25 protein-coding genes are annotated in these 26,244 nt (G+C 65.7%); 11 read left to right on the top strand and 14 right to left on the bottom strand.

The genetic code is table 11. The features are described from left to right. Positions 1-55 precede the first annotated feature (55 nt). The 7 genes from AC1MFI_RS15755 to AC1MFI_RS15725 form a co-directional block, all read right to left on the bottom strand. A complete protein-coding gene (locus AC1MFI_RS15755; RefSeq protein WP_479818031.1) occupies positions 56-874 on the bottom strand; it encodes a hypothetical protein in 819 nt (272 codons plus the stop codon). Between the two features lie 84 nt (positions 875-958). After that, on the bottom strand, positions 959-1,573 hold the full coding sequence (locus AC1MFI_RS15750; protein ID WP_479818029.1) for a DUF4230 domain-containing protein: 615 nt from the start codon (positions 1,571-1,573) through the stop codon (positions 959-961). After that, a complete protein-coding gene (locus tag AC1MFI_RS15745; RefSeq protein WP_479818028.1) occupies positions 1,573-2,040 on the bottom strand; it encodes a hypothetical protein in 468 nt (155 codons plus the stop codon). The genes AC1MFI_RS15750 and AC1MFI_RS15745 overlap by 1 nt, the downstream gene beginning before the upstream one ends. 124 nt (positions 2,041-2,164) lie before the next feature. Next, a complete protein-coding gene (locus AC1MFI_RS15740; RefSeq protein WP_479818027.1) occupies positions 2,165-5,359 on the bottom strand; it encodes a type I restriction endonuclease subunit R in 3,195 nt (1,064 codons plus the stop codon). Between the two features lie 96 nt (positions 5,360-5,455). Next, complete coding sequence (locus tag AC1MFI_RS15735; protein ID WP_479818025.1) at positions 5,456-6,637, bottom strand: restriction endonuclease subunit S; 1,182 nt, start codon at positions 6,635-6,637, stop codon at positions 5,456-5,458. Then, a complete protein-coding gene (locus AC1MFI_RS15730; RefSeq protein WP_479818024.1) occupies positions 6,637-8,277 on the bottom strand; it encodes a type I restriction-modification system subunit M in 1,641 nt (546 codons plus the stop codon). The genes AC1MFI_RS15735 and AC1MFI_RS15730 overlap by 1 nt, the downstream gene beginning before the upstream one ends. After that, positions 8,278-10,350 (bottom strand): hypothetical protein, encoded by a 2,073-nt coding sequence (locus AC1MFI_RS15725; protein ID WP_479818022.1) that lies wholly within the window; start codon positions 10,348-10,350, stop codon positions 8,278-8,280. Between the two features lie 224 nt (positions 10,351-10,574). On the opposite strand from AC1MFI_RS15725, the gene AC1MFI_RS15720 reads away from it, so the two are divergent. Together AC1MFI_RS15720 and AC1MFI_RS15715 are read left to right on the top strand one after the other, a co-directional pair. Then, the gene (locus AC1MFI_RS15720; protein ID WP_479818021.1) at positions 10,575-11,255 is read left to right on the top strand and encodes a hypothetical protein; all 681 of its coding nucleotides are present in this window, start codon (positions 10,575-10,577) and stop codon (positions 11,253-11,255) included. Between the two features lie 35 nt (positions 11,256-11,290). Beyond that, complete coding sequence (locus AC1MFI_RS15715) at positions 11,291-11,923, top strand: DUF4352 domain-containing protein (RefSeq protein WP_479818019.1); 633 nt, start codon at positions 11,291-11,293, stop codon at positions 11,921-11,923. 341 nt (positions 11,924-12,264) lie between these two features. Here the strand turns inward: AC1MFI_RS15715 and AC1MFI_RS15710 are convergent, their stop codons facing one another. Then, a complete protein-coding gene (locus AC1MFI_RS15710) occupies positions 12,265-13,299 on the bottom strand; it encodes an AAA family ATPase (RefSeq protein WP_479818018.1) in 1,035 nt (344 codons plus the stop codon). A gap of 182 nt (positions 13,300-13,481) precedes the next feature. After that, entirely contained in the window at positions 13,482-14,855 is a 1,374-nt protein-coding gene (locus tag AC1MFI_RS15705) for an HNH endonuclease (protein ID WP_479818017.1), read from the bottom strand. Between the two features lie 159 nt (positions 14,856-15,014). On the opposite strand from AC1MFI_RS15705, the gene AC1MFI_RS15700 reads away from it, so the two are divergent. After that, positions 15,015-15,230, top strand: a complete 216-nt coding sequence (locus AC1MFI_RS15700; RefSeq protein ID WP_479818015.1) for a hypothetical protein — start codon at positions 15,015-15,017, stop codon at positions 15,228-15,230. Here AC1MFI_RS15700 and AC1MFI_RS15695 read toward each other — a convergent pair. After that, a complete protein-coding gene (locus AC1MFI_RS15695; protein ID WP_479818014.1) occupies positions 15,225-15,485 on the bottom strand; it encodes a hypothetical protein in 261 nt (86 codons plus the stop codon). The genes AC1MFI_RS15700 and AC1MFI_RS15695 overlap by 6 nt on opposite strands. A gap of 1,003 nt (positions 15,486-16,488) precedes the next feature. Between AC1MFI_RS15695 and AC1MFI_RS15690 the strand changes: the two genes are divergently transcribed. The 4 genes from AC1MFI_RS15690 to AC1MFI_RS15675 all read left to right on the top strand — a co-directional run bounded on the left by AC1MFI_RS15690 (position 16,489) and on the right by AC1MFI_RS15675 (position 19,562). Further along, a complete protein-coding gene (locus AC1MFI_RS15690) occupies positions 16,489-16,755 on the top strand; it encodes a hypothetical protein (protein WP_479818013.1) in 267 nt (88 codons plus the stop codon). Between the two features lie 100 nt (positions 16,756-16,855). Then, entirely contained in the window at positions 16,856-17,083 is a 228-nt protein-coding gene (locus tag AC1MFI_RS15685; protein WP_479818011.1) for a hypothetical protein, read from the top strand. Positions 17,084-17,206: 123 nt separating this feature from the next. Then, positions 17,207-18,427 (top strand): polysaccharide pyruvyl transferase family protein, encoded by a 1,221-nt coding sequence (locus AC1MFI_RS15680; protein ID WP_479818010.1) that lies wholly within the window; start codon positions 17,207-17,209, stop codon positions 18,425-18,427. Next, positions 18,417-19,562: a glycosyltransferase gene (locus tag AC1MFI_RS15675; protein WP_479818008.1), complete on the top strand. Its 1,146-nt coding sequence runs from the start codon at positions 18,417-18,419 to the stop codon at positions 19,560-19,562. Before AC1MFI_RS15680 ends, AC1MFI_RS15675 begins: the two co-directional genes overlap by 11 nt. Before the next feature lie 501 nt (positions 19,563-20,063). Here the strand turns inward: AC1MFI_RS15675 and AC1MFI_RS15670 are convergent. Beyond that, positions 20,064-20,339, bottom strand: coding sequence for a hypothetical protein (locus AC1MFI_RS15670; protein WP_479818007.1), 276 nt, complete (start codon positions 20,337-20,339; stop codon positions 20,064-20,066). Between the two features lie 86 nt (positions 20,340-20,425). Next, positions 20,426-20,869 carry a rhodanese-like domain-containing protein gene (locus AC1MFI_RS15665; protein WP_479818006.1) on the bottom strand — a complete coding sequence of 148 codons (444 nt, stop codon included), beginning with the start codon at positions 20,867-20,869 and terminating at the stop codon, positions 20,426-20,428. A 179-nt stretch (positions 20,870-21,048) separates the two neighbouring features. Here AC1MFI_RS15665 and AC1MFI_RS15660 point away from each other — a divergent pair, with 179 nt between their 5' ends. Together AC1MFI_RS15660 and AC1MFI_RS15655 are read left to right on the top strand one after the other, a co-directional pair. Then, the gene (locus AC1MFI_RS15660; RefSeq protein WP_479818005.1) at positions 21,049-21,348 is read left to right on the top strand and encodes a hypothetical protein; all 300 of its coding nucleotides are present in this window, start codon (positions 21,049-21,051) and stop codon (positions 21,346-21,348) included. A gap of 111 nt (positions 21,349-21,459) precedes the next feature. Continuing rightward, a complete protein-coding gene (locus AC1MFI_RS15655) occupies positions 21,460-22,863 on the top strand; it encodes an acetamidase/formamidase family protein (protein WP_479818004.1) in 1,404 nt (467 codons plus the stop codon). 18 nt (positions 22,864-22,881) lie between these two features. Here AC1MFI_RS15655 and AC1MFI_RS15650 read toward each other — a convergent pair whose 3' ends face one another. After that, positions 22,882-23,763: a ribonuclease Z gene (locus tag AC1MFI_RS15650; protein ID WP_479818003.1), complete on the bottom strand. Its 882-nt coding sequence runs from the start codon at positions 23,761-23,763 to the stop codon at positions 22,882-22,884. Between the two features lie 257 nt (positions 23,764-24,020). Between AC1MFI_RS15650 and AC1MFI_RS15645 the strand changes: the two genes are divergently transcribed. Both AC1MFI_RS15645 and AC1MFI_RS15640 read left to right on the top strand, forming a co-directional pair. After that, positions 24,021-24,791: a CPBP family intramembrane glutamic endopeptidase gene (locus AC1MFI_RS15645; RefSeq protein ID WP_479820914.1), complete on the top strand. Its 771-nt coding sequence runs from the start codon at positions 24,021-24,023 to the stop codon at positions 24,789-24,791. Then, a complete protein-coding gene (locus tag AC1MFI_RS15640) occupies positions 24,791-25,429 on the top strand; it encodes a DNA alkylation repair protein (protein WP_479818002.1) in 639 nt (212 codons plus the stop codon). Before AC1MFI_RS15645 ends, AC1MFI_RS15640 begins: the two co-directional genes overlap by 1 nt. Before the next feature lie 14 nt (positions 25,430-25,443). Here AC1MFI_RS15640 and AC1MFI_RS15635 read toward each other — a convergent pair whose 3' ends face one another. Next, the gene (locus AC1MFI_RS15635; RefSeq protein ID WP_479818001.1) at positions 25,444-26,205 is read right to left on the bottom strand and encodes a glycosyltransferase family 2 protein; all 762 of its coding nucleotides are present in this window, start codon (positions 26,203-26,205) and stop codon (positions 25,444-25,446) included. Positions 26,206-26,244: the final 39 nt, after the last annotated feature.

The raw sequence follows: 26,244 nt of genomic DNA, 5'->3' as shown, positions 1-26,244 counted from the left end.
GGGCGACGCCCTCCTCGGGCGGTCTGAGAGCCGGTAATGGTGACTCGACTGTCGACTAGGAGTCGCTGAGCACCGTTTCAGCGGTGGCTTCAGCGTCGACGATGATGACCTCGTCCGGGCGAAAACCCGGCTTGGTCAACTCCAGACTGGCTAGGTGCTTCTGCAGCCGCTTTGACATGGGAAGGAAAGTGCTCAGGGTAAGACCACCCGAAAGGACTGCGCCGACTAGGGGGATCGCCTTTGCAACCCCGCTCGCGAAGACCTTCTTCGTCATGCTCACACCGAGGTAGCTGGCAACCTTCTTCACGATCGGATAGATGATTCCCTTCGTGAGCGCCTGCTGTGGCAGCTTTTTTGCCACATTGGCGGCGATCATGCCTGCAACTTTCGACACTCCACTCTGAGCGATCTGCACGCCGAACATCACGCCCACGAACAGAATCAGCATGCTCTGAGTTGCCTCATCGATATCGTCTCCGTCGTCGTCAGCAAACAGATCAGGCCAACTGTAGATGTAGGCGAGTTTCTGGGCGATGCGGAGCATGTGACCGATGTACTGAGCCAGGTCCGCCGGTACGGTACCGAGCATTGCGAAACCACCAGGGACGCCAGCGAGAGTAGACAGGCCGGTTACTTTGCTCGTCTCGTAAGCGATGGAACCGTTCGCGATTTCCGAGATGACCTTGAGCGGGATGCCCGCCGCCGCAGGGCTTTCGGCGACTGCCCGCTCGATATCTGCCTCGGTGCAGTGACGCTTGAGTGCTGCACGGAGATAGGCGGCCCTATCGATCTTCACACCGGGCAGCTTCGCTGCCGTCTCCAGCACTTGTGTGAAGTTCACTCCAGAATTGACGATATTTTGGTTGTCGGTCATTTGTGAATAGTATCGGTGGCCGCACCCATTTCGCGGCATTCGCCAACAGAGAATCGGAGAGTTTAGATGACGCGATATTGGGCTTCAGTCTGTTGCGCCATCGATGAATGCGACTTCCAGTCCGAGAGAGCTGCACAAACCGGTCAGCATCGTCCGTGTATTCTCGGCAGCTTGACTGCGTAATTCTGACTCCTCGGCGGCCGCCGTCAGCTTCGTCTCGGCAAGCTGGTAGAACTCGGCCTGCTGCGGTGTGTCGACGGCATCGGAGATTCGTTCGAGCACGCCACGGTTCTGACTGAAGACGTAGGACCGCTTGGAGTCGAGGTTCGGCTTCTCGAGTTCCGGCTCGGGCAACCGTATGGTTGCCAATTCGCCGTCCGAGGAGAGCATCACGTCCTCGTCACTCAGACCGGAAAAGTCGACATACGCGTCTACCGTTCCTGCCGCGACAAAAAGCGTCCGCCGTCCATCGATGAAGTCTGGGATCCAGGTCGCGTCGTCCTCCACATCGACCACGACCTCGAGGTTTCCGGTCGCTGCGGTGTAGCGGCTGGCTTTCTGAATCGACACCAGAAGTGCGGGCTGGCTCCGGTCGGTCTGCGTCGATTGGAACGGGCTGAATCCGAACGTGCTTGCTGCGCCCAGCCCAGCCACAGCTACGAGCACACCAATGAGAACCAGGACGATTTGTTTGATCATCAGGCTGTGGTGACCTCTCTTGACAGCCTGCGTTTCGCTTCCGTAGATCCTGCTCTGTCGAACCCGCGAATGATCAGCTCGCTGGCGACACCGAGACCAACCAGGAAGAGCAGGCTGCCGTTCCGTGCGGATGTGGCAGCAAGGTGAGTGTTTTGGGATGCCTGAACAACCGCTATGTCATTCGCGTACCAACCGTTGACGACGGCCTGTTGAGGAGCGCCCTCCGTTTCTTCGTTGTTCAACTCATTGATCATTGCCGCGCTGTCGAGGTCCGAAATCCAGTCTGAGGGCGAGCCGGCAGCGTTCATAGCGGTCGTGCCCCCTATCCAGGTCACGGTGAGTAGTACCAGGAGCACAATCCCGAGGATGAGTCGCGCTATCTGAACTGCTCCGACCTTCCGACGAAGTGCCTGCAGCTTTCCCTTGCGAGCTGACCCGTTATGGCTCGATGTGTTCTCCGGCGCCATGCGCGGTTCCTCCGCAGGTACCGGTGGCAGATGGTGCGCCTCAGGAGCAGTTGGTTGATCGTAGGCAGACATGTTTCCCCTTATTGAGTGATTGAGACCTGAAACAGTGGAGGCCAGTTGATGGCTAGACGCGTGCGTCCGCGAAGCGCGGCGCCATGGATTCCATCTGCTCCATGACGAGCTTGATGGCTTCTGGCTGCCTGTCCGGCGGATAACCGAACTTGACGAGGAGCCGCTTGATGGAAGAGCGGAGCTTGGCCCGGACGTCGTCGCGCACCGTCCAGTCCGTCCGCACGTCGCGCCGCATCACCGAGACGAGCTCGCGCGCGATGTCGGCGAGCACACCTTCGCCCTGAACCTCCACCGCGGACTCGTTCGTGGCGACAGCGTCGTAGAACGCGAGCTCGTCGGAGTTCAGTGGGGGAGTAAACTGCGCGCCGCGGTTGCCCTCCGCGGCAACCTCTCTGGCGAGTTCGACCAGCTCGGCAATGACTTCAGCGGATGTGAGCTGCTGGTTCGTGTACTTCTTCATCAACTCGGTGATGCGCTCCGAGAAGGCGCGCTGCCGAATGACGTTGTTGCGGGTCGAAGCCGTCGACTCGTCAGCGATGAGCTTCCGCAGCGCCTCGATGGCGAGCTGTGGATTGCGCGCCTGCTGGGTCTTCGCGATGAATTCCGGGGTCAGGTCATCCAGCGACGGCTTCGGCATGCCGGCCGCCTCGTAGATGTCCAGCACCTCGCCCGACGACGTCGCCGACGCGATGAGGTCACCCAGCAGCCGCTGAATTTCTTCCGGTACCGGCTCACCGCTGGCCTGCCGGTCGGCGGCGTCGTACTTCGCCATCCAGACGCGGATCTCCTCATACACCTGGATCTCAGGGCGCAGTTCCGCAAGTGTCTCGGACCCTGAACTCAGGGCCCAGGCGCGGGAGAGCTGACCGGACAGACGACGGTACGTAGAGGCAAGTGTCTCCTCGCCGTCGGCGGGCTGGTTGCCCGGCGTACCAGGGTTGCGGAGATAGCTCACCGCGCCGGTGACGGCGTTCAGGAAAGCCTTGGGGCCGCCCCTTTTCAGCACTGCTTTCCAGTCGTAGCCGGACAGCAGTCCGCGGAGGGTTTCGACCAGCGATACCGTCAGGCCCACCGCCTCGCCGATGTTCTTGCCGACCGGCTTGTTCGCCCGATCGTCCTTGGTATATTCGCCCAGCGCCTTCGCGAGATTGTCGGCGAGCGGTGCGTACGCGACCAGCAGCCCGTCCTGCTTGCCGCGGAAGGTGCGGTTCACCCGCGCGAGGGTCTGCATGAGCAGCGCGCCCTTCAGCGGCCGGTCGAGGTACAGGGTGTGCAGGGGAGGGGAGTCGTACCCGGTGAGCATCATGTCCTTGACGATCACCAGTTCAAGCTCGTCGTCGACGTCCTTGAGCCGTTCCTTCACCAACGCATTCAGCGAGTCACGGCGTACGTGATCGGCGACCGGCGGGACGTCGGAGGCCGTTCCGGAGTACACCACCTTGATTTTTCCCCTGGACAGATCATTGGAGTGCCAGTCCGGCCTCAGCTTGACGATCGCCGAGTACAGCCGGGCGCAGATCTCCCGGGTCCCGCCCACAATCATGGCCTTGCCCGGCGCCTCGATGAACTTCCCCATGCGGGTCCGGCGGTTCTCCCAGTGCTCCACGAGGTCGGCAGCCAGCGCCGCGATGCGCTCCGGCGCGCCGTAGACGGCATTGACGACGGCGACGCTCGCCTCGAGGCGAGCCCGCTCGGTGTCGTCAAGTCCTCGAGTTGCCTCGTCAGCGGCCTGGTCGAGTATTTCCTCGGTGACATTCTCGGCGAGCCCGACTCGGATCAGCCGTGGCTCGAAGTAGACCGGCACCGTCGCCCCGTCCTCGACGGCACGGGACAGGTCGTAGATGTCGATGTACTCGCCGAACACGTCCTGCGTGTTGCGGTCATCAAAGGAGATCGGCGTGCCGGTGAACGCGATGAGTGTCGCGTGCGGCAGCGCGTCGCGGAGGTGTCGGGCGTAGCCGTCGAGGTCGTCGTAGTGGGAGCGGTGCGCTTCGTCCACGACGACGATGATGTTGCGTCGGTCGGACAGCAGAGGGTGATCCGTGCCGGCGTCCTTCTCTGACTTGCTGCGTCCGAACTTCTGCAGCGTGGTGAAGTAGATCCCACCGGTGGTGCGGTTGGTCAGCTCGTCGCGCAGTTCGGATCGCTTTTTGATCTGCCGCGGGGACTCCGCCAGCAGCAGGCTCCGGGAGAATCCCTCGAAGAGCTGGCCGTCCAGCTCGTTGCGGTCGGTGATGACGACGACGGTCGGGTTCCGAAGCTTGGGGTGCCGTGCCACCAGGTTGGCGTAGAGCTCCATCTCCATGGACTTGCCGGATCCCTGGGTGTGCCAGACGACACCTGCCTTGCCATTACTCTCCACCGCCTGAACGGTGCTGCCCACAGCCTTGGTCACCGCGAAGTACTGGTGCGGCTTCGCAATGCGCTTAGACAGTCCATCCGAGCCCTCGTCGAACGCGGTGAAGTTGCGGACCAGTTGCAGGAAACGTTCCTGGTTGTAGAGACCCTGGAGAGCGATCTCCAGTGCGGTTACGGCTTCGCCGTCCTCCATGTACCCGGGCGCTACCGGCACCCCATCGTCGTCGACATTCCACGGTGAGAAGTGGTTTAGAGGAGTGAACGGTGTCCCATACTTAGCCTGAATGCCGTCCGAGGCCAGCGTGAACACACAGAAACGGAACGCCATGGGGAACTCACGCAAGTACGTCTGCAGCTGAGCGTGAGCAGCGGCGACGTCCGCGGTGGCACTGCCGGCTTTTTTCAGTTCGATCACACTGACCGGCATGCCGTTGCAGTACAGGACGACGTCGAAGCGGCGTTTGTGGTCGCCCTGCACCAGAGTGACCTGGGTGACGGCGAGCCAGTCGTTCTGGTCCGGGTCGGCGCTCAGCAGGTGAATCGTCGGATTGGCTTCGGTGCCGTCCGTGTCGATGTAGCTGAGCCGATACCCGTTGACCAGGTAGCTGTGGATGCGGTGATTCTCGGTGATGGCGTCGTTCGACGTGGGCGACGCGATTTCAGCGAGGGCCTGCTGGAGGTACTGCACCGGCACTTTTGGGTTGTACCGCTGCAGGGCAGCGAGCAGCCGGGGACGAATCAGCAGCTCGTCCCAAGTGTCCCGTTCGCCCGTGCCGGGCGCGATAGCCTGCCCTGACATCGGCTCCCAGCCGAGCGGCTCGGCCAGGAGCTCGAGCGCCATGCCCTCCCAGTCGGCTTCCGAAAAAGCTAGTGCAGGTGTTGCTGTCATTGATCTTCCCCCTGATGAACCTGACATTCTTCTGAGACCTTCTTGCATGCCCTGCTTTGGTGCCCGAGACGGCACTGAGTTTTAATCCGGTCTAAATCACACTCCCGCTTCGTCCAGCGCTCTCGCGGCATCCTTAACCCGCAGCTTGCCGGACATGAACTGAGGTAGGAGGGCGTCACGGATGTCGGCCAAAGCTTTATTCTCGCGGAGTGAAGACTCCACGGCGCGTCGAACACCAGACACCCGAGCACTGAATTCCCTAGCTTCAGAAAGACCTGGCCAGGGGATTTCCACGGCAGCAAGATCTTTCCAGCTAGTCCGAGGCATTCTCGTACCTTCACTCGCGGCCGTTGCACGCTCGACAACGGAATCGCTTGCCACGCTCGCCAGAGTAAAGCCTGACAGATCTTCCGAGGTCGGCTGAAGGACCAGTATGTCAGTAGAACAAATTCCGCCGGATGGCGCACTAATCACCTTGTGAAAATAAGGACGAAGCTTCCCGAAGAGGACGTCGCCACCTTCAAACGCAGCCTTGGTGCTAGTAACTGATTTAGAAGTTCCAGCAGATTCTGCCCACATCATTCGCCGAGGCAAATGCTCAAGGCCGAGATACATTAGATCAGCTGTAATAGCCATCGGTTCGACCAGTGTTTTCCTGTTGATCGCGAGTTCACCTAAGCGAATCGTTTGTTCTGACGTAGCGAGGAGGCCCGCTAGGCTCGCCCGGATCCACTCATCAGCCGTAGCGGCCAGTTTGGTGTTGGCAGCGATCCTATCGTCGAGCGCTGCCAACACCTCCTCAATAGCTCGCTGTTGGCCCATATCTCGGTGGATGGAGAACCTCAGCTTGCCAAAATCTCCCTTCTTGAAATGAGGGATCATTGATCCTACGTGCATGTTATTTATTTTCGCCTGAACTGCGGGAGACTTCAGCGCGTAGTAAAGGTAGCGCGGCGAGACAACCTGTTGGTTAGCTCTTAGCGCGACCATGTCTTGTGCGATACAGAACGGGACTGGATCTGGGACCATGGCGACCCGACCCGGTGACCCTTTACACACAAAAATGATGTCGTCAGGCTGAGGATGGCCGCGGAACCAGGTACGAACGGTCTCTTCGTTGACGTAGCGAATATTCTCAAAGACCGGGTATAGGCGGTCATCCTTTATGCAGTTCGTCGCGATCAGTGGTAGGCCGTCGTCAGCAGTAGGACATGTGCGGCCGCGGTTGTCCACAATCTTCTCTAAAAGGTCGGTGAAGGAGCGCTCATCCATCTCCATTACGACACCCTGCTCAACTGCTCGCGCACGACAGACGCAAGCCGCTCCGACTCGTCGAACTGCTCCAGTAACTCCTTCGACAGCCGCGCGATTTTCTCCTCGATCGGTTCGCCGTCGTCTTCGACATCCGCTGCGCCGACGTAGCGTCCAGGGGTCAGGGCATAGTCCGCTGCCTTGATTTCGGCGAGCGAGGCCGAGTAGCAGAAGCCGGCTTCGTCGTCGTACGTCAGGCCATCCTCAGCAGCCGACGCGGTGCCACGCCACGCGTGATAGGTGCCCGCGATCTTGGCGATGTCGTCGTCGGACAGGACGCGCTCCGCGCGGTCCACCATGTAGCCGAGGTTCCGGGCGTCGATGAAGAGCACCTGGCCCGTCCGGTCAACGGAGCCACGCGTCCCCGCGGTCTTGTCCTTTGCGAAGAACCACGTGCAGACGGGAATGCCGGTCGAGCGGAACAGCTGGGTGGGCAGGGCCACCATGCAGGAGACGAGGTCGGCCTCCACCAGTTCGGCGCGGATCTCGCCCTCTCCGCCCGAGCTCGAGGACATGGAGCCGTTGGCCATGACCACGCCTGCGCTGCCGCCGGGAGCGAGCTTGGAGATGATGTGCTGGATCCACGCGTAGTTGGCATTGCCAGCGGGCGGGATGCCGTACTTCCAGCGCGGGTCGGACTCGGAGCGCGCCCAGTCCTTAATGTTGAAGGGTGGGTTGGCCATGATGAAGTCCGCGCCGTTGGCACCGGTGAGTTCGGGGTGCTGGTCGCGGGCGAAGGTGTCGCCCCAGCGGGAGGCCAGGTTGGCGTTGAGCCCGTGAATGGCGAGGTTCATCTTCGCCATCCGCCAAGTGCGCTCGTTGAGCTCCTGCCCGTACACGGAAATGTCCGAGCCCTCCTTCTGGTGGGCTTCGAGGAACTTCTCGGTCTGCACGAACATGCCGCCCGACCCACAGCAGGGGTCGTACACGCGTCCGCGGTTCGGCTCGAGCACCTCGACGAGCACCCGGACCACGCCGGCGGGAGTGTAGAACTCGCCGCCCCGTTTGCCCTCGGCACGCGCAAACTTCTCCAGGAAGTACTCGTACACCTCACCGAGCAGGTCGCGGGCCTTGCTGACGCCCTGGCCGGTGAACCGGGCCGAGTTCAGCAGGTCCAGCAGTTCACCGAGGCGGCGCTGGTCCACGTTGTCGCGGTTGAAGATGCGGGGGAGCGTGGCCGCGAGCGACGGGTTGGACTTCATGACGGCGTCCATCGCTTCGTCGATCAGCTGACCGATGGACTTCGGCTCATCTCCGTTCATTGCTGGGAGGCCCTTGCCGTTGGCGGCGAGGTACTCCCAACGCGCCTCGGAGGGTACCCAGAAGACGCCGCGGCCGGTGTACTCGTCGACGTCGTCGATGAGCTGGCCGATCTGGTCCTCATCGAGGCCCTCGGCTTCGAGCTCGGCGACGATCTGCGAGCGCCGCTCCTCGAAGGCGTCCGACACGTACTTCAGGAACACGAGTCCCAGGATCACGTCCTTGTACTGGGAAGCGTCCATGGAGCCGCGCAGTTTGTCGGCGGCCTTCCACAGGGTGTCCTTCAGTTCCTTCATGGTGGAGGGGGCGGCAGGAGCCTTTGCGGCGGCTCGCGTCTTCGGGGGCATTCAGGCATTTCCTTCGGTTGTTGCTGCGGGTGAGATCGGCTCCGTGAGGGTAAGGCTTCCGCCGGTGACACCGTCCAGAATCAGACTAGCCAGTTCCTCCACGTCTGCGAGGCGTTGGCGAACGATGTCCCGTTCGTGTTGCAGCGCTGCCAGCGCGCCATGGAGCGGATTGCGCTGGTGGTCGGGCATGCGGCGGAGCGCCCAGTGGCGCCAGTTCTTGTCGGCGTCGGGCAGTGCATTGATGTCCGCGGCGACGACGTCGGCATGCAGGCCGCCGGGGTCGCCGTCATCGATCCGCAGGACACGCGCAGGGAACACGACGACGGAGCCGCCGGACGCGTCGACCATCGCGGCGGGCCGCGGGCTGGTGCAGAAGACGACGTCGCCCGCCTGCGTCAGCCTGCCCGAGGGCGAATCGGCGGCGAAGTCGAGCAGCGTGGTCCTGCGAATCGGAGCGTCACGCTGCACCAGGTCGGGTGGTCCGATGAGGCGCGGCCCGCCGTCGTCGGTCGTGATCCGTGCCGCTGCATGACCGAGTCGATTGCCCTGGATGTACCGGAGGTGCCCGGCCGCCATCAGTTGCGCGACCCTCGCTGGTCCCGGGACCTGTCCCTGGTCCGAGGGAATGACGGAGACGGCCAATGAGGAGCTGTTGCTGGTGCCCAGACGACGGAGGAGGTGCTCAGCCCGCAGGGCATCGTCGGCGGAGCGGCGCGGCGGGAGGTCCTCACGGACCGCCGGGGGAGTCACCAGGGCCCCGCGGGCTGCCAGCAGGGATCGCGTACGGACCAGCCGCGCGAAACGGAAGGAGTGCGCTCGCACGGTCGGAAGGTCTCCCATGGAGGCGACGACGTCGCTGATCAGGTCCTGGGCGACGTCGCCGGTCAGGCGTTGCTGGCTCAGATCGGCGACCATGGTCCACCGATCAGCGATGCTGACATCTGCATAGGACGGCCCGAGCACCCAGAGCGCCTGAGTCTCGCGGGGCTTTGCGCGCAGCAATCCCTGGGGGAGGCGGGCGATGGCGCGAACCCTGCCCGATCGCAGCAACCCGGACCGCAGCTCGGGGGCGTCCTTTCCCCCGAGTGCGTCGCACAGCACACGGGCCGGGGCGATGATGACGGCGCGTTGACTGTCATCCAACTGCAGGGCGGTCTGTTCGATCGCGGCGAGGACCGCCGCCGCGTCCATGCCGGTGTTCCCGGGCGATGGGTACTGCGCCACATGGACGGCCGGCACCTGGGCGCCGAGGGTGCCATCCGTGTTCACCCGGACGGATGCGTTCTCCACACCGTGCACCCGCAGGCGCCGGCGCACGAGCCGGGCAGCAGGCCCGCCGTCGTTCCCTGTCAGCACAGTGAACGGACCCTTGTCGCTGTACGCCTCCACGACGGCCAGCAGCACATCGCTGCCACCGCTGGTCGAATCGACGAAGACCGGGTCGCCGTCGAGCTCCACAGCGAGGTCGACGGCGGCCGAGGCCACCAGTTCTACGGCTGCATCGCTCAGGGCCGTGTCCGAGTGTTCGCGCAGGTCCGTGCGGAACCGGTTGGCGAGCAACCCCTCGAATGCTTCGGCCTCGTTGTAGGCGCTGTCGGCCAGATGGTCGGCGAACCGTGCCAGAGATGTCACGGTCGGACCCAGCGCCTCCAGCTCGGAATACAGGAAGAGATCGTCGGGATCGTGCTCATCGGCGGCGTCCAGAAGATCATCCCTGTCGAATTCGCCGAGCGATGACCCCAGGAGCGCCTTGAGCGTGAGGAGCGACGTGAGGCCATCGAAATTGGGCCGCATCCGCTGCTGGGCCGACTCGCCTTCCACCTGCGGCAGGTGCGAGAAGGACGCAAGGTCCGCAGCAGCGTCCGGATTGTTGCCCCGGCCCGTTGTGCCCAGCCACACCGCGACCTCGTGCGCGTCGAAGACGTCGAGTCCACGCTCGACGCCGACCGGCGCAGGAAAGGGGTCAGCGGAGCCGGCGCTTCGCTTACGCCACATGGAGACGACCGGCCGTTGCACCCTCGCAAGCGCTGCAACATCGGTCAGTGTCATGCAGAGCGCCGCTGTGTCTTCCATGAATCCCCCTGGTTGTCGGTTCCTTCAGCCTAGGCACCCTTTCCGACATACAGCTCTTGCGGGTGATAAGGCCGGTTATCAGCCAGGGCGGCGGAATCGCACACAAGGCTTCCTACAGTTCATCGTGCAGCTACCGAGTACGTCTCGGAGCTGCGGCAGCGGCGGGCGGTGACGTGGGGATCCGGTTCCGCCGCTGTCACCAGGAACGAGACATGGGGAGCACAGTGACCGACAACGACCATCAAGAGGATGATTCACAAGCCGCGGCTGATGCCGGGGTCGAGGGCCCCGGCAGACGAGGAAACACCCGCGTTCGGAAGCGCTCGGTGCTGGGCGGGCTTGCGGCGCTGGCCCTGGTGGGAGGCGGCTTGGGCATCGGCAGCACACTCCCGGACCCGACCACCAGTGACGCGTACCGAGAGCTGGATGCCCAGCGGTCCAGCGTGCAGTCCGAACGGGATGTACTGAAGGCCGACTATGGCTCGCTTACGGAGAAGTACGACGCCGTGACGGGGGAGTACGAATCGCTGCGGGACGGCATTCAGGCGCGGGAAGAAAAGGTGGCCGCTCGGGAGGCAGACGCCGACAAAGCGTCAGCCGACGCCAAGGCCGCTGAGGCGGCTGTCAGGAAGCGTGAAGAAGCAGTCACTGCCGCCGAGCAGACGAAGGCCGCCAACACCATCGGCGACGGCACGTGGACCGTGGGGACCGACATCGAAGCCGGCACCTACCGGTCCGCCGCGAACGTGGGCTCGAGCTGCTACTGGGGCATCTATCAGAGCGGCTCCAACGGCGCGGACATCATCGAGAACGACATCCCCGGCGGAGGGCGGCCCGTCGTCGCACTGTCGCCGGGTCAGGACTTCAACTCGACCCGCTGCGGCAGCTGGGAAAAGCAGCCGTGAATCTCTTCTCATCAAACACCTCAGGAAGGACCATCATGTCCCGTACCACCAGCTTCCGGCTGCCCTCGCCCGCTGCTTCCCTCCGCCCCGCGCCAGCCACCCGGGCCAGGCGCTTTTCGGTGCCGGTGGCGGCCGTGCTGCTCAGTGTCGTGCTCGGAGGGTGCTCAACGGGTGAGGCAGCCGGCGTCGCGACTCCGGCAGCTCCTGCCAGCTCAGCTGCTGCGTCGGAAGGCGCGCCGGCCGAGGTGCCAGCGGCTCCGGCTGACGCTCCGGCAGCAGCGGCTCCTGCCGTAGGAACACCGTTCAGCGCCGACATGGGCAACGGGAACATCGCCCGCATCACAGTGCTTTCCGCCGTACGGACCGACACTGTCAGTGCCACCCTCGGCACGCCAGCGAAGAACGGGAGCTATCTTCTGCTCGACGTCCTGTGGGAGACCGAAGCGGGGGAGACCAGTTCCAACCCCTTCTACTTCAGCGCAAAGGATGCGGAGGGTCGTAGTGCGGATCTCGACCTGTTCGCCGACGGTCAGCTTGGGTCCGGCCAGGTGCTGCCCGGAGACAAGTCCCGCGGATTCATCGCCTTCGACATAGCGGCAGGTCCTGTCACGGTATCGATCACTGATCCCCTGATGCAGGCGGCTGCTCGGATCGAGATTCCGGGCTAGGTATCAACGCCCGTCGTGCGGCGGAGGTCTGCCGATGCCGGGCTTCACCAGTGGACACCCTTAAGTTGGACGAGCCTCCGAAGTAACACATTGCTGCTGCAGACCGATAGGTGCTGTTAAGTGCGCTACTACCTCTGTTGGAACCTGTGGTCGTTTCTCGGCGGCAGGCGTGGCTTGTTGCCACTTTATCTTTGAAAAGTCAGGAAGGGCGCTCATGGCTGGGTCGGTCGACGATTGGTTCTTGGATCACAGTGACGATTCAATGGGGGATTCGCTGGACGATGAACCGGTAGAGCGCGGAGATCCCTGGGACTGATCCAGGCGGTCGCCCTGGCCTCGAATCAGGTCAGCCAGCTCCACCAGCGTGATGGCTCCGGCTCGGGTCGGGGTTCCGGCTCCGGTTCGCCGCCCAGCGCCTGCGCAGCCTCGACGAGATCGTCCGCGGTGAGCGTCATGACGTCCTCCCGGTCGAGCGCATCGAAGTCGCGGTCCTCGTCGAGTGACAGCCTCAGCGCCTGCCGGTTCAGCGCCTGCTCGAACAGTGTGCGGGCAAAGCGGGCGTTTCCCGAGTCCTCACCGACATGGAGGCCTGAGAAGATGCGGCGCAGCATGTCGTCGGCGCCGGGCGCCAGGATGTACTCGTGCTGGGCGAGCATCTGGTGGAAGATCGTCTGCAGCGCGCTGACCGAGTAGTCCGGGAACGTGATCTCCCGTGCGAAGCGCGACCGGAGGCCGGGATTTGAGAGGAGGAACGCCTCCATCAGCTGCGGGTACCCGGCCACGATGACCACCAGGCGATGACGGTGATCCTCCATCCGCTTGAGGAGGACCTCGATGGCCTCGGGACCAAAGTCCATCCGGCCGTCCTCCGGAGTCAGGGCGTACGCCTCATCGATGAACAGGACGCCGTCCAGTGCACGCCGGATCACGCGGTCCGTCTTGATGGCTGTCGCACCGACGTACTGCCCCACCAGCCCGGACCTGTCGACCTCCACGAGATGGCCCTTCTGCAGCAGCCCGACGGCGCGGTACATCTCGGCGAGGAGCCGAGCCACGGTGGTCTTGCCGGTACCCGGGTTCCCGAGGAACACCAGATGCTGGGAGGTGGCAACCTCCGGCAGGCCGTGGGCCTTGCGACGGGCCTGCACCTGCAGGAGGGCGACGAGCGCTCGCACCTGCTCCTTGACGGTGTCCAGTCCGACCAGGGCGTCGAGTTCGGCCTGCACGTCGGCCAGCGGGCGAGCCGGACCGGGACGCACCGGGAAGTACTCGCCGCGCAGGTCCTCGACGCGGTCCGACCCCGATGATTTGAGCTGGTCCGTGAGATGGCCGAGCGTCTCGCGCAGGTCATCGAGTGGATTGCGGCTGGCGGCCATACTTTTTCTCCTGAGCGACTCAAGAGCAGGGAGTCGATAGATTGCGGTGAGTGGGCCTGAACGCGTCGCCGCCGAAGCGGCCCATGCATTGATTCGATGGGATTGCGTCCAAGCTACCGCACCAGGACGGGGAGCAGGAGCTCGCTATCGTCCGGCCTGATAGCTCTCCACCGGAATTCACATCAGGCGATGAGCGGATCTGCCCGGCGGGCTCGCCGAAGCGCCTTCAGCTGCTGCCGCCGGAACTGTCGGTGTCGGCGAAGTGAAGCATCATGTGGCTCGACGACGCCGGTGCCGGGTGGAGGGGGCGCCGTCGACCTGTAGGTGTGACCGGTGGGGGTGCGAAGCTCGATGGCGTGCCGTACCGCCGAGTGCGGCCTCACTGTCCAGCCGTGGAGTTCCTTGGTGTGATTGCAGCCCTCGCAGAGACCGGCGCCGTTGGGAAGACTCGTCGATCCGTCGTCGCGCCAGGGGACGATGTGGTCGAAGTGGCGGATGGGCGCGTCGCAGTATGGGGTTCGGCAGCAGTCGTCACGAGCCTCCAGGAATCGGCGTTGACCCGCCGTGAAGAGCCTGGACCGGGAGTCGACGGCCAGGAGATCGCCGCTCCCAGGGGCGGTGTAGAGGCGCCGGATCCAGGTTACGAAGTCCCTGCGGTGCTGGAGGTCGGGAGAATCCCCGCGGTCTGCCACGGGTCGACGTGGGTGCGTGGCCAGCAAGGCACGAGCCCAGCCACCGGGGACGACGCCGCACCCGGCGAGCCGCGCCGGTTCGGAGTCTCCCTGGAAGAGCGTGCGGTCCGTCATGATGAGCTGGATCTCCACGCCGGATACACCGCCCGGGGTGCCGGTGACCCGCTCGACGAGGGCATCGGCCATGAGCTGGCCTCGGCTGCGGTCATCACCGTCCGAACGACACGAGTCGGCGTGCCGGGCGAGACCTGCATAGGCTGCCACTCCCTCGGCGACGGGGAGGAGGGCGGTCAGGTACGTCATCGTGTCGGGCGCCGGCCGGAGGCTGACATGCCGCTCGGCCGAAGCGCGGCGCGAGCGGTCCGTGACGGAGCGGGGATCCCTGCGGTACGACGCCGTCCGGGCGGCGCCGACGATCGCCTGATCACCGGCGCCCTCGAAAGCACCCGTATCGGCGGATAGCTCCTCGTCCACCGCACAGCGATCCGCCGCGCTCAGGCACGCTGTCTCCCTGACCAGGAGCATCGCTCGCCATTCGTTCAGCTGACCCGTTTCGAGCGCCGCGAGAGTGTGCGGCATCTCCGTCACCAGTGCTTTCGCCAGGCCCAGCAGGCGGCTTCCGCGGGAGGGGGACTCGCGACGGGCGAGGGCGACCTGCGCGGCGACGCCCTGACCCTGCTTCGCCTCCGGGACGTCGGCGTCGGACTGCACGCGTCGCTCAATCTGGTCGAAGGCGACTGCGATCCGCGCCTGTGCGCCGGCGACAGCGGACTTGAGGTCCTCGAGCTGACGCAGCTGGCCGATCAAACCGGCGCTCTCGGCGCAGGGCCGCAGTGTGGTGACCTCTTCGATGAGATTCCGCATGCGTGCCTGACGGACAGCGGCGTCCGTGGGAGCGCCACAGCACTGTGTGGCTGACTCCCGCCGTGCTGCTCCGTCGCTGTCCATGCCCCATTTTCCCGCGTACCACTGACATTTTGATGCCCGGAGGGACCGTTATCCACACCCTCTTCCGATGGAGCGATGGAGCAATGGACCGACGGACCGACGGACCGACGGACCGACGGACCGACGGACCGACGGGCCGACCGGCCGTGCCGCCGCGCTGCCGTCATCGCCGTGCAGGCCGCGCCGTCGTCGCCGCGCCGCCGTCGTCGCCGCGCCGCCGCCGCGCCGCCGCTGTGCCGCCGCCGCCGTCGTGCGCTGATCCAAGGAGAAGAAAGCCCGGCTCGGCTATAGGTTAGAGTGGTCGTCGCCGTCCCCGCCGAAGAGGTTGCGTCGGAGGGCGTAGACCTGGCCTCCGACGAGTATCACGCTGATGAGGATGGCCAGCGGCCAGGAGAGGCTCGTGGCGTAGATGAGGACGAAGGCGATGGATACGGCGAAGACCGCCATGGCCAGCAGGAGGACGGACCTCAGCCACCATTTGCGCCGGACGGCCTGAGTCCGCGGAAGCTGTGATGCGCTGTGGTCGCGATACTTGTCGTCGGTCATTTCGTCCACCCCTGACGGATGCTCCTGCGTCTGCCCAACCGGGTTCGGCCGCCGTCGCTCCGTGGAGTGGACGGCGGAACGGCTTGGATCACTACCATCGTGACCCGACGTCCGCGTCTTGGCCAGTGCCGCGCAGTGATCCCGCTCCGAGCCTGGCCGATACTCGAGGAGGTGCTTTTCTATTCGGTTGGAGCCGGAGCCGTCCGCAAGAGCGCCATGTCAGCTCGAAATCTCTCAGCATCCACCCGAATCGCCCCTGGCCGCAGATGACGCGTTCCACCCCGCTCGGAGAACGCGTGAGATGAGGGCGATTCCGCAGCCGGCTCCAGCGATGGCAGGTCAGCCTGGGACATCCCGATCTCGGGCCGACCAGGATCACGGCCTTCTCGGCGAAGAGCAATCCGAGTACGGTGCACCCACCTTGACCAAGACGGATCCGCTGCTGGTTCCGACGGGATGGTGAGGAGGCACGTCGACGGATGCGGCGGTCCAGTGGTGTCCGCCGGGGCTCGTGATACCCCGCCCCTCATGACCGATTGGTCCGTCGCCGGTCGCAGCGAGAGCACAAAGGTCTGTCTGCTCTGGCGGGACACGGGTTCTCAGGTCCGGCCGACGTCGGTGCTCGTCACGAGACCGACAAGCTCGGTAGGTCTGTGCCGGGATTGCGACGTGGGGGCCGCGGGCTCGAAGGCTGGCGAGGAGCTCTTTCATCTCCTCGATGTCCGCGCTCTGAGTTTCGACGATGGTTTCGGCCGCCTCGATCGTCTCGGGATGCTCGCCGTCATCGATCTCGGTCCGGGCAGGGAACCTGGGTGGTCGCTGTCCGCTCATGATGTCCTGCATAACCAGAGCCTTGTGCGGTAACGAACCCGATCAGGTGGAAAGGCTTCAGGAGTAACAGGTGACCCTGGAACAGGTTCTACAGGCAGTATTCACGCAGCTTTCACGCGTAGCACGCCGATCGTGTGCTGGTCGTTCGGGGGCCGAGCTTAGGCTCGGGTTCATGATCGCGCTCACCGCACTGCATCCGGTGCATTCTCTCTCAATCCTTCCTGCTGATAGTCCCCTGCGTGAGCGCCAGATCCTGATGCTGCAGCAGGCGCTTCACAACGCACGGGTTATCACCCTGCAGGAGCGTCTGACAGTGATTCAGCGGTGTACCGGTCGTCCCATCACTTCGCTGCGTGAAGTCCGTCAGAACGAGCTACGGCCGATCCTGACCCATGTGAACGACATGGCGGCAGCATTGCGAGAAGCAACGGGGACCTGACGCAGGTGGACCCCCTCCCCGTCCTTCGTATTCCCGCCAGTGAACTCTGGGGGTGGGGCTCGCAGTGGAAGCTGTAAGAGCGAAGTGGTTGGCTGATGGCATGACACCACCATCCGAGGGGCAGCTGCCCGAGAGCGCGCACCTCCGCCAGGACATCAACATCCCGAAGCAGGCCACCGGCGAGGACATCGACCCGGTCCGGCAGGCCGGTAGCGCCGCGTCATTGAACGCACGTCAGCAGGTACCAGGCTTGAGCCCGGTCGATGAATACCGCTCAGGTGCTGCTGACGACCAGGCAGGTAGGAAGACGGCTTCAGAAGAGAGCTGAACTGCCCCCTCCTGGGTGGAGCCGTTCCACCGTGAAGCGGCCGCCTCGCCGAGGACCGGTTGTTTCAGATCGAGTTCATTCGAGTGTCGGTTGGTCGTCATGTCGTGGGAATAGCGTCGGCCCATGGGTGAACTGGTGTATCTGGTTTCGGTGGCGGGCCACCCGAACTTCGGCGACGAGGCGATCGTTGCCGGCTGGCTGCGGTTCATCGCCCGCGCCCGTCCTGAGGTGGAAGTAGTTCTGGATTGCCCACACCCTGTTGCTGCCCGGACTCTGTTTCAGGGTATACACCCGCAGCTCGATGTGGTCGATGCTTTGTGGCGAGCCTGCGACAGGAGCCCGCAGAAGGACCTTGCCGGAGTATGGGCGGACGTTGAATCGCTTGTCCTGGCTGAAACCGAACCCGACTTCGAACCGCTGAGTCGCGCGGCATCGATCCACCTGCTCGGCGGCGGGTACATCAACGGGGTGTGGCCGCACCAAACCGCCGTGGTGGCCGGTGTTGCGGCCGCCCAGCAGCTCTCGGGGGCCGCGGTGTACGGCACTGGACTGGGCTTGTTGCCCGCGTGTCCGGACCTGCCCCAGCTGGCGTCCGCACTACAGGGATTCGATCATGTTTCCTGCCGGGACCGGCCCAGCGCTCAACGCTTCGGGCTACCGATCGGGTTGGACGACCTGTTCCTGGGCATCACGACGGACCTGCCGCCGTTCCAACCGGCCACGGACGCGGTCAGAGACGTCATGGTCTGCGTTCAGCAGGACCTCATCCAACCCGAGGCCTTCGCACTGGCAACCACACTGCTGAGAAGCCGCGTCAGGGATTGCCTGGATGAGGGAAGAACAGTCGGATACGTCGAGGCACTACCGGGATCGGACCGACGGATGTTCGAAGCTCTTGAAGGGTTGCTGTCGGAGGCGGATTTCGTCCCCTTCGCCAAGCTCTGGAATGGCGGGTTCCCCGCCCGGCCCGACCAGCACTGGTATACCTCGAGGTTCCACCTGCACCTCTCAGCGGCAGCCCTCGGCGCCGCCGGAACGGCCCTCGGGGTAGCGCCGGGCTACTACGACATCAAGCACAGGTCGCTACAGGAGCTTGGCACGGGCTGGGAGTATGCCGGGCTGGAGGGTCTGGGGACCATGCCCTACCCGGACATCGATCCTTTTTTCCCCGAGCGGTGCCGCAGCTATGCGGCAGCGAAACAGGCAGAAGCTAGGTCCCTGTATGCTCCGGCCGGCCCTGCGAGCGCGCACCCGGCTACAGAGACAGCACTGACTGGTGTCCCGTCGGCCGGCCGCGCAGAAATGCCCGCCGACCACTATGTAAGGACTGTTCATGCACGATGAAGTAATCGTTCTGTCCCATCTGCGCTGGAACGGGGTCTGGCAGCGTCCTCAGCAGCTCATTTCCCGGCTCGGCGAACTCCGGAAAGTCTGGTTCGTGGAGGAGCCGGCGACGTCTCCGGCAAGAACTGTCACCGGTAGGCGACTGGTGTCCGAGGAAACGGACAGTGTCACTCGGGTGTGGCTTGAGATCCCGGAGCAGGGACGCCATGTCGGATATGAGGACGACCTGATTCCTGACTACGCCGACCAGTTGCCGGAACTCATCGGGCCTCCCCGGGGACAACGCGTCGTCTGGCTGTACACGCCCCTGGCGCTGGACATCGCGTTGGCACTACGAACCAGCACTCTCGTATATGACGTCATGGACGACCTGGCTTCCTTCAAGAACGCCGCCCCAGCCTTGCCGGACCAGCACCTGCGCACACTAGACCGTGCCGACGTTGTCTTTGCAGGAGGACGGTCACTGCACCGGAGCGTCGTCCGGCAGGGACGGCATGACGCTGAATTCTTCCCAAGTGGTGTCAGCCCGGAGCACTATGCCGCGGTGCGGTGCCGGCCAACTGATATGAAGCCGAAAGAAGGTAGGACTTATGTTGCGGGCTATGTAGGAGTTCTCGACGAACGCCTCGACCTCGGCCTCATTGCGGACCTCGCGGAACGACTACCCGAGTGGGAGATCAGAATGATCGGGCCCCTTGCCAAACTCGCTCCCGGGCAGCTTCCTCAGGCGCCCAACATCACGTACCTGGGACAGCAGGCCTACGAGGACCTACCGCGCTTGATGGCGGAGTTCGACGTCGCATTGATGCCCTTCGCATTGAATGATCAGACAAGCTCGATCAGCCCGACCAAGACCCTCGAGTACCTGGCCTGCAATCTGCCCGTTGTCTCGACCCGGGTGCCGGATGTCGTCACCGAGTTCGGGCACGTCGTCTACCTTCGCGACGAAGCAGCGGGCTTTGCCGACGCATGCCAGTTGCTGCGCGATTTCGACACCTCGGAGCTTCAACCGACGCTCCGGAAGCTGCTCAGGAAATACAACTGGGACACGATCGCCGAGCGGATGGCAGAGCATGTCTTCCAACCCGAGGAAACCCGGAACGACGCCGCAACCGTCGGGTCCCGACATCTATGACTGTGTCCCTTCAAGGGCCTTGTTCCAGCCGGTCGTTGCAACACCACCGCGGCTTCGGCCTGAGTGATGACGGTGATCCGCGGTGTGAGTGCTCCAACGAGTCCAATGGCCTGGCCCCGGTCGTGGGTGAGAGCGAGGTGATCGACACGTACCGGTCCGGGCGCGAGTACCGATCACTGATCCGGGTCGCGACTGCTGGACCTGACACTGACGGCATGGCCGGCAAAGCGGACACGCTGGTTCAGAAATTCCTGCTCGAGCGGCGACTCACGATGCAACAGCGACTGGCGAACACCGCACTGGACCGACCGCTCAGCCGGACGCCCAACCAACACGCAAGGTAGCGCGTGCTTGGAGGTGAGGTGACGGACCTTGCAGAGCGCTCTCACCGCCACCATCGGATGGGCCCCAACGACGTCGGGCTCCGCATCCGATGGCAGGGGATCGCCCGATGTCTTTCCAGAAGGCACCCCGACATTCATCGGCTGCCCCGCTCTGCCCCTAGCTCCGGGGCGTGGTGTTCGCGCTGCAGCGCTCGAGCGACGGGGCGAGGGCCCGGATGACGATCCCAGCACCGATCAGGGTGGTGCCCATCGGTATCATCGCCCAGCGGACGAGGGTCAGCACGATGTCCACCGCCCCGACTCCGATGGCTGCAGTGGAACCGGCCGTTTCCGCCAGAAGGCCGAGCAGCTGCGGGAGCAGCACGAGGACGAATCCTCCTGCGAGGACGAGGACGACGCCCCACTGGATACACTTCCTGGCCGTTGACTGCATTGTTCCCCCATGACACCTCGTGCAATGACACCTCGTGTGTTCACCGAGTGTAGCCACGAACAACGCTGCAGAGCGGTCGATGAGCTCTACGGCGCGACGGCGGCGACTACGTCGGTCACGGGAGCTGCAAGGGGGTCCGGGGACCGCCGTCCGCGGCCGTCGTCGCTGACGGTCGCGAACCCCTCGCGTGCCCAGTACTCGAAGCCACCGATGAGTTCGCGGACGTTCGTGTAGCCCAGCGTCGCGAGGATCAACGCGCCGCGCGTACTGCCGTTGCAGCCGGGCCCCCAGCAGTAGACGACGATGGCGGCGTCCTTCCCGGGGGCGACGTCGCCGATACGCGCTGCGAGGTCCGCGTTCGGGATGTGGACGGCGCCCGGGATGCGGCCCTGGCTCCAGGAAGCAGCCGAGCGGGTGTCGATGACGATCGGCGGGTGACCGGACGCCCGGTCGGCAGCGAGGTCGGCCGGGTCTGTCTCATAGGCGAGTTTGGCGGCGAAGTAGTCAGCGGCGGAGAGGGAAGCAGGCATGGAGCCATCGAACCGCTTCAGCCGCGTCAAGGGAACAGCGCGTCGCGGAACGGTGGCTTTATGACGGCAGTGTTCACCCGGCCTTCACGGGATGCTTCCCGACGCATGCCGCCCGATCACCTGCCCGGTCTAGATTCGGCCCATGGCACTGTGCACCGGACCCCGTGGGAAGGAGAGGCATGTCGCTCTCCGAGGATGAACGGCTCGCGTGGCGGGAACTCGAGCGGTCCCTGACCGCCGGACCCGGCACGGTGCTCCTGCAGGACCCGTGGACCCTGACCGTGCCGTCGGCGGCCTGGCACCTCTTCCTGCCGAGGCTGGTCGCCGCCGTCGGAGTCTTCGTCCTCCTCACCGGGCTGATCATCGGCGTCCCCCTTTTCGTGATCGCCGGGATCGTCGTGCTGTTCCCCTACCCGAGCCGCCGCCGCCGTCGCGCTCGCGACAGGCACCTCTGCTCGCCCGGTGCCGGCCCGCCGTAAACGGTCGGGACTCCGACACATTCGGTCCGATTCCCGTCCGACTCCTGGTCGAAACGTCGTCGAAACGAGCCCCCGTTACCGTCGGCCTTTCGACGCGTGGAGGGAACCAGCATGAGTGACAGTTTCGGTCGGGACGCAGCGGAGACCCTGGTGTCGGGGCTCGGCAGGCGCAGGTTCATGGGAGCGGTCGCGGCCCTCGGGACGCTGACGGCGGCGACGGCCTGTACGGCGGCACAGCCGGTGGCCACCGGAGCTACCGCAGGGTCGACGGCGGTAGCGTCGGCAGGAGCGTCGGCTTCCGCAGGGGGAGCGCCGTCCGCGAGCGGCTTCGGGGAGATCCTGCAACCGGGCAAGGGTACGATCCAGGGCGACGCGTACCTCGCCTCGACTCCCGATGAGGTCCTCTGGGGGTACGTCCCCACCGTCCATGCCACTCCGGCGCTGTCCATCCGCTCCGGCCAGACCGTCACGATCGACGCCCTGTCCCACGAGGGCATCCTCGAGGACCAGGGACGGAATCCGCTCGAGTACTTCGGGGCACTCGGCGTCCCCGAGAGCAGCATCCTCGAGGACGCCGTGAGCATAGCCGCCGGCTACACCAGGACACCGCGGAACTTCGACGCCGACGGCCCGCACATCGTGACGGGGCCCGTGGCGGTCGAGGGCGCCGAGCCCGGCGACGTCCTGAAGATCGAGACCCTCGAGGCCGTGCCGCGCGTTCCGTACGGCGTCGTCTCCAGCAGGCACGGGAAGGGAGGGCTCGCCGTGCAGCCGAACGTCCAGCCGCCGGCGGGCATCAGCCTCGAGGAGATCATGCCGCCGGTCGGCACCGACAACCGGGCCTCCGGCATCCCCTCGGACTACGGGAACGTCTCCGTGTTCACCGCGATCGAGGACGGCAGGGGAGTGATGACCAGCGGGGACATGACGGTCCGGTTCCCGCTGCGTCCGTTCCTGGGGATGATGGGCGTGGCCTTCGCCGAAGCGGAGGGCCTGACGTCGCCCGAGGCGAACTCCGTCCCACCCACGCTCGGAGGCGGCAACATCGACATCCGCCACCTCGGCCCCGGCTCCACCTTCTACCTGCCGGTGAAGGCGGACGGCGCGCTGTTCTACGTGGGCGACCCGCACATGGGCATGGGCGACGGCGAGGTTGCCCTGACGGCGATGGAGGGATCGCTGCGGGGCACGTTCCGGCTGACCGTGTGCAAGCCCGGCTCGGGCGACGCGCCGTCCGTCGCCTACACGTACCCCTTCGGGGAGACCGCCGAGTCCTGGATACCGATCGGCCTCTCCGATCCGGACGGCCTCGCCGGAGGAGGAGTCGGCGGCGACCTCAATGTGGCGATGCGTCGGGCCATCATCAACGCCCTGGACTTCCTCCAGAACGACCGCGGCATGGACCGGGCGGTGGCCTACGCCTATCTCTCCGCGGCGGCGGACTTCGCGGTGTCCCAGGTGGTCGACCGGACGGTCGGGGTCCACGGGCTCATCCGCAAGGCCGATTTCGACTGACGGAGCAGGGGCCGGCTCTCACCGACGCTGGGGGAACGGGATGCGGTCGAGGTCCGACGCGGCGAGGACGGTGGCCGGGCCGGCCGCCTCCCGTGCCTGCGCCGCGAGCACGCCGACGTCGTCGTACCGGGACGAGAAGTGCGTGAGCACGAGCGTCTCCGCACCGCCGCTGCCGGCGAGGGCGCCGGCCTGGCCCGCCGTCAGGTGCAGGTACTGGTCGGCGAGGGCGGCGTCGTCGTCGCTGAAGGTACTCTCCGTGACCAGCAGGTCCGCGCCGGCCGCGAGCGCGACGGCGCCGTCGCACACCGCCGTGTCCATGATGAAGGCGAAGCGCCGCCCCGGCCGGTGCACGCTCACGTCCTCGAGCCGCACTGCGCCCAGGCGGCCCTCGCGCTGCAGCCGCCCGACGTCGGGCCCCTGGATCCCGGCGGACGACAGCCGCTCGGGCAGGAAGGTGCGGCCGTCCGGTTCCGCCAGGCGGTAGCCGTACGCCTCGATGCGGTGCCGCAGCGGCTCGACGTCGATCCCCGGGGCGATGGGTCCGGCGGCGCCGTGGGGGAGCAGGCGGAGATCCAGTCCCGGCGTCGCGAGGGAGACGAGGGCCCGCACCACTTCCCCGCCGGAGGCCGGGTAGTGGAGTTCGACGGGGTGGGCGACGCCGTCGAGCACCATCCGGGAGAGCACGCCCGGCAGGCCGAAGCAGTGGTCGCCGTGGACGTGCGTCAGGCAGATCCGCGTGATCCGCGACGCGGGGACGCCCGCGTGGATCATCTGCCGCTGGGTGCCCTCGCCGGGATCGAAGAGGATGCCCTCGCGCTCCCACCGCAGGAAGTAGCCGTTGTGGTTGCGGGTCCGCGTGGGGACCTGCGATGCCGTGCCGAGGATGACGAGCTCACGCATGCCCCCAGTCTCGCATCGGGCGGCACCGGGCGGCGCCGGGTGGTGCCGGGTGGTGCCGGGCGGCGCCGGGTGGCCGCGGGGGAGTGGCGGGGCCCGCGGTGGACCGGAAGGAGGGCACGCGAAAGAATGGTGGCCGGGACCCGACAGAGGAGCACGATCAGGTGGAGCAGCAAGCGCACGCGGCAGCGCGGAGGCTGCCGGAGGAGACGCGTCAACGGGCCTGGAAGCAGGGTGCCTGGAACACGCCCTCACGGGAGCTGGTCCCGGCCGCCCTGGTGTCGTTCGCCGGGTTCGCGCTGTTCGTGCTCCACCAGGCGGTGATCGGCTATGCGTCGCTGGTGGTGGCGCTCGCAGCCGCCGCAGTGATCAACCGTGCGCTCTTCCGCGACCTGCTGCTCGTCGCGTTCAGCCTGGCCGTCATGAGCCTCGTGCCGATCACCACGGACATCGGCTTCGAGCACATGGGCGTCATGGGGACGGCGATGATCCTCGCCGTCGGTGTCCCCTACGCGGTCTCCCGCTTCGCCTACGGGGACCACGCCGTCAGGTTCCCCGTCCGTACCGGGGTGCCCTGGACCCGCACGGAGAAGTGGTACCTGCCCGCCGTCGTCGTCATCGGCTACGCCCTCCTCCCCGTCTACATGCTCGGCACCGGGGTCTACACGAACTGGCCGGCGGCCTCCACACCGAACGAGATCACCCGCCTGTTCATCGGCACCAACGGGCTCGGGATCTGGGACGAGCTGTTCTTCATCTGCACGGTCTTCGCACTCCTGCGCCGGCACCTGCCCATGGTCCAGGCGAATCTCCTGCAGGCCGTGCTCTTCACCTCGTTCCTGTGGGACCTGGGCTTCCATGCGTGGGCGCCGCTGTTCATCTTCCCCTTCGCGCTCCTGCAGGCGTTCATCTTCACGCGGACGCGGTCGCTCTCCTACATCATCTGTGTCCACCTCCTCTTCGACTTCGTCCTGTTCCTCGTCCTGATCCACGCGCACAACCGCGCGTGGATCGACATCTTCCTCTACTGATGCCGACGGGCAGGGTGCCGGCGAGCGATCCCGCCGGGTTCATCGACGAGTCCCTCCAGTACGAGAGTTCGTGGGAGCGGGCGGAGGACTACGAGCGGCGGTTCGGGACGGACCTCGAGTACTACGGGGCGTCCGTGGGCGCGGTCCGCGGGACCGTGCGCAACGCCGGGCGCCGGTACCCGGACCTGGGGCACGACGACGTCACCGCCCTCGCGTCGGAGCTGTGGGCCCGACCGGTGTTCGAGCGTCGTCTCGCCGCCGTCGTGCTGCTGCAGTCGGCCGGGCGCCTGCTACGGCCGTCGGACCTCACGCGCATCGAGGGATTCCTGCGTGCCGCCCGGCTCCCCGAGCTCGTGGACCCGCTCGCCGTCCACGTCGTCGGGCCCCTGCTCCTGCGGCTGCGCGGGCAGGATGCCGTGCGCGCCACCGCCGTCCTCGACCGCTGGGCCGCGGCGGACGACGCCTGGCTGCGGCGCGCTGCCGTCCTCGCGCACCTGCCGGCGTTCCGGTCGGGCGAGGGCGACGACGCCTCCTTCCGCCGGACCGTGCGCCTCGTCTCGGCGGCGCAGCAGGGGCGAGTGGCGGTGGTCGAGGAAGCACTCGACCTCGTGCGGCTGAGCGGAGCCGGCCAGCCGTAGCGCTAGCCGTACTGCTAGCGGATGTCGATGGTCCGGCTGATCCGGCCCCGCAGTGACGGCACCATGTGGTGGAGGCCCATCCGGCCCAGGCCGTAACGGCGGACGCGCCGCATCGAGGTCGCCACCCTCAGGCGGGGGTCGATCCGGACGGCACGGAAGCCGAGCCGGTGAGAGACCCGCACCGAGAAGTCGATGTCCTCGTCGCGCTCGTCGATCGCTGTGCGCCCGATCCCACCGGTCGCGAGGTACGCGGAGGCCCGGACCGCCATGTTGTGGCCGGCGACGAAGCGCAGGTAGGCGATGTCCAGGTGGTTCACCGCCATCATGATGCGCAGGAGCCTCAGCGCGGCGGGCAGGAGCATCCCGTCACCCCACCGGTGGTACACGTCCCGCAGCGGGATGCTGGTGCCCCCCACGAGCTGCACCTCGGGGTGCCCGGCGAACACGGTGAGGATGCGGCTGCCCCAGTCCTCCAGGGGCTCGCTGTCCCCGTCGGTGCGGGCGATCAGGGTGAAACCGTCGGCGATCGCCGTCCGGAACCCCGTATCGCACGCGGCTCCCGTGCCCTTCTGCAGCTCATGCAGGATCCGTACATCGAGGGCGGGGTGGGCCGCCGAGAAGCGTTCGACCCGCTGTACCGTGTCGTCGCTGGAGCCGTTGTCCACGACGTAGACCCGCAGGTCCGGGCAGTCCCGCTGCCTGAGGAGCGCGTCGAGGGTGCGGGCGACGTCCGGCTCGTTGTACACGGGGACGACGACGGCGAGTTGGTCGGTCACGGTTCGATCCTCGGGGTGTGAACAGGGGCGGGATGCATG

The sequence above is a fragment of the Arthrobacter sp. BC5 genome, from assembly GCF_056680255.1.
This window is presented reverse-complemented; position numbering and strand designations above follow the sequence as displayed.

Excerpts from the sequence above, each read along its gene's own strand:
- AC1MFI_RS15735 (WP_479818025.1), bottom strand. The coding sequence starts at position 6,637 with ATGGAGATGGATGAGCGCTCCTTCACCGACCTTTTAGAGAAGATTGTG.
- AC1MFI_RS15750 (WP_479818029.1), bottom strand. The coding sequence starts at position 1,573 with ATGATCAAACAAATCGTCCTGGTTCTCATTGGTGTGCTCGTAGCTGTG.
- AC1MFI_RS15640 (WP_479818002.1), top strand. The coding sequence starts at position 24,791 with ATGCCGACGGGCAGGGTGCCGGCGAGCGATCCCGCCGGGTTCATCGAC.
- AC1MFI_RS15725 (WP_479818022.1), bottom strand. The coding sequence starts at position 10,350 with ATGGAAGACACAGCGGCGCTCTGCATGACACTGACCGATGTTGCAGCG.
- AC1MFI_RS15685 (WP_479818011.1), top strand. The coding sequence starts at position 16,856 with ATGACACCACCATCCGAGGGGCAGCTGCCCGAGAGCGCGCACCTCCGC.
- AC1MFI_RS15745 (WP_479818028.1), bottom strand. The coding sequence starts at position 2,040 with ATGGCGCCGGAGAACACATCGAGCCATAACGGGTCAGCTCGCAAGGGA.
- AC1MFI_RS15665 (WP_479818006.1), bottom strand. The coding sequence starts at position 20,869 with ATGCCTGCTTCCCTCTCCGCCGCTGACTACTTCGCCGCCAAACTCGCC.
- AC1MFI_RS15755 (WP_479818031.1), bottom strand. The coding sequence starts at position 874 with ATGACCGACAACCAAAATATCGTCAATTCTGGAGTGAACTTCACACAA.
- AC1MFI_RS15670 (WP_479818007.1), bottom strand. The coding sequence starts at position 20,339 with ATGCAGTCAACGGCCAGGAAGTGTATCCAGTGGGGCGTCGTCCTCGTC.
- AC1MFI_RS15650 (WP_479818003.1), bottom strand. The coding sequence starts at position 23,763 with ATGCGTGAGCTCGTCATCCTCGGCACGGCATCGCAGGTCCCCACGCGG.
- AC1MFI_RS15680 (WP_479818010.1), top strand. The coding sequence starts at position 17,207 with ATGGGTGAACTGGTGTATCTGGTTTCGGTGGCGGGCCACCCGAACTTC.
- AC1MFI_RS15695 (WP_479818014.1), bottom strand. The coding sequence starts at position 15,485 with ATGACCGACGACAAGTATCGCGACCACAGCGCATCACAGCTTCCGCGG.
- AC1MFI_RS15655 (WP_479818004.1), top strand. The coding sequence starts at position 21,460 with ATGAGTGACAGTTTCGGTCGGGACGCAGCGGAGACCCTGGTGTCGGGG.
- AC1MFI_RS15660 (WP_479818005.1), top strand. The coding sequence starts at position 21,049 with ATGTCGCTCTCCGAGGATGAACGGCTCGCGTGGCGGGAACTCGAGCGG.
- AC1MFI_RS15690 (WP_479818013.1), top strand. The coding sequence starts at position 16,489 with ATGATCGCGCTCACCGCACTGCATCCGGTGCATTCTCTCTCAATCCTT.
- AC1MFI_RS15740 (WP_479818027.1), bottom strand. The coding sequence starts at position 5,359 with ATGACAGCAACACCTGCACTAGCTTTTTCGGAAGCCGACTGGGAGGGC.
- AC1MFI_RS15700 (WP_479818015.1), top strand. The coding sequence starts at position 15,015 with ATGGAGCAATGGACCGACGGACCGACGGACCGACGGACCGACGGACCG.
- AC1MFI_RS15710 (WP_479818018.1), bottom strand. The coding sequence starts at position 13,299 with ATGGCCGCCAGCCGCAATCCACTCGATGACCTGCGCGAGACGCTCGGC.
- AC1MFI_RS15705 (WP_479818017.1), bottom strand. The coding sequence starts at position 14,855 with ATGCGGAATCTCATCGAAGAGGTCACCACACTGCGGCCCTGCGCCGAG.
- AC1MFI_RS15715 (WP_479818019.1), top strand. The coding sequence starts at position 11,291 with ATGTCCCGTACCACCAGCTTCCGGCTGCCCTCGCCCGCTGCTTCCCTC.
- AC1MFI_RS15675 (WP_479818008.1), top strand. The coding sequence starts at position 18,417 with ATGCACGATGAAGTAATCGTTCTGTCCCATCTGCGCTGGAACGGGGTC.
- AC1MFI_RS15730 (WP_479818024.1), bottom strand. The coding sequence starts at position 8,277 with ATGCCCCCGAAGACGCGAGCCGCCGCAAAGGCTCCTGCCGCCCCCTCC.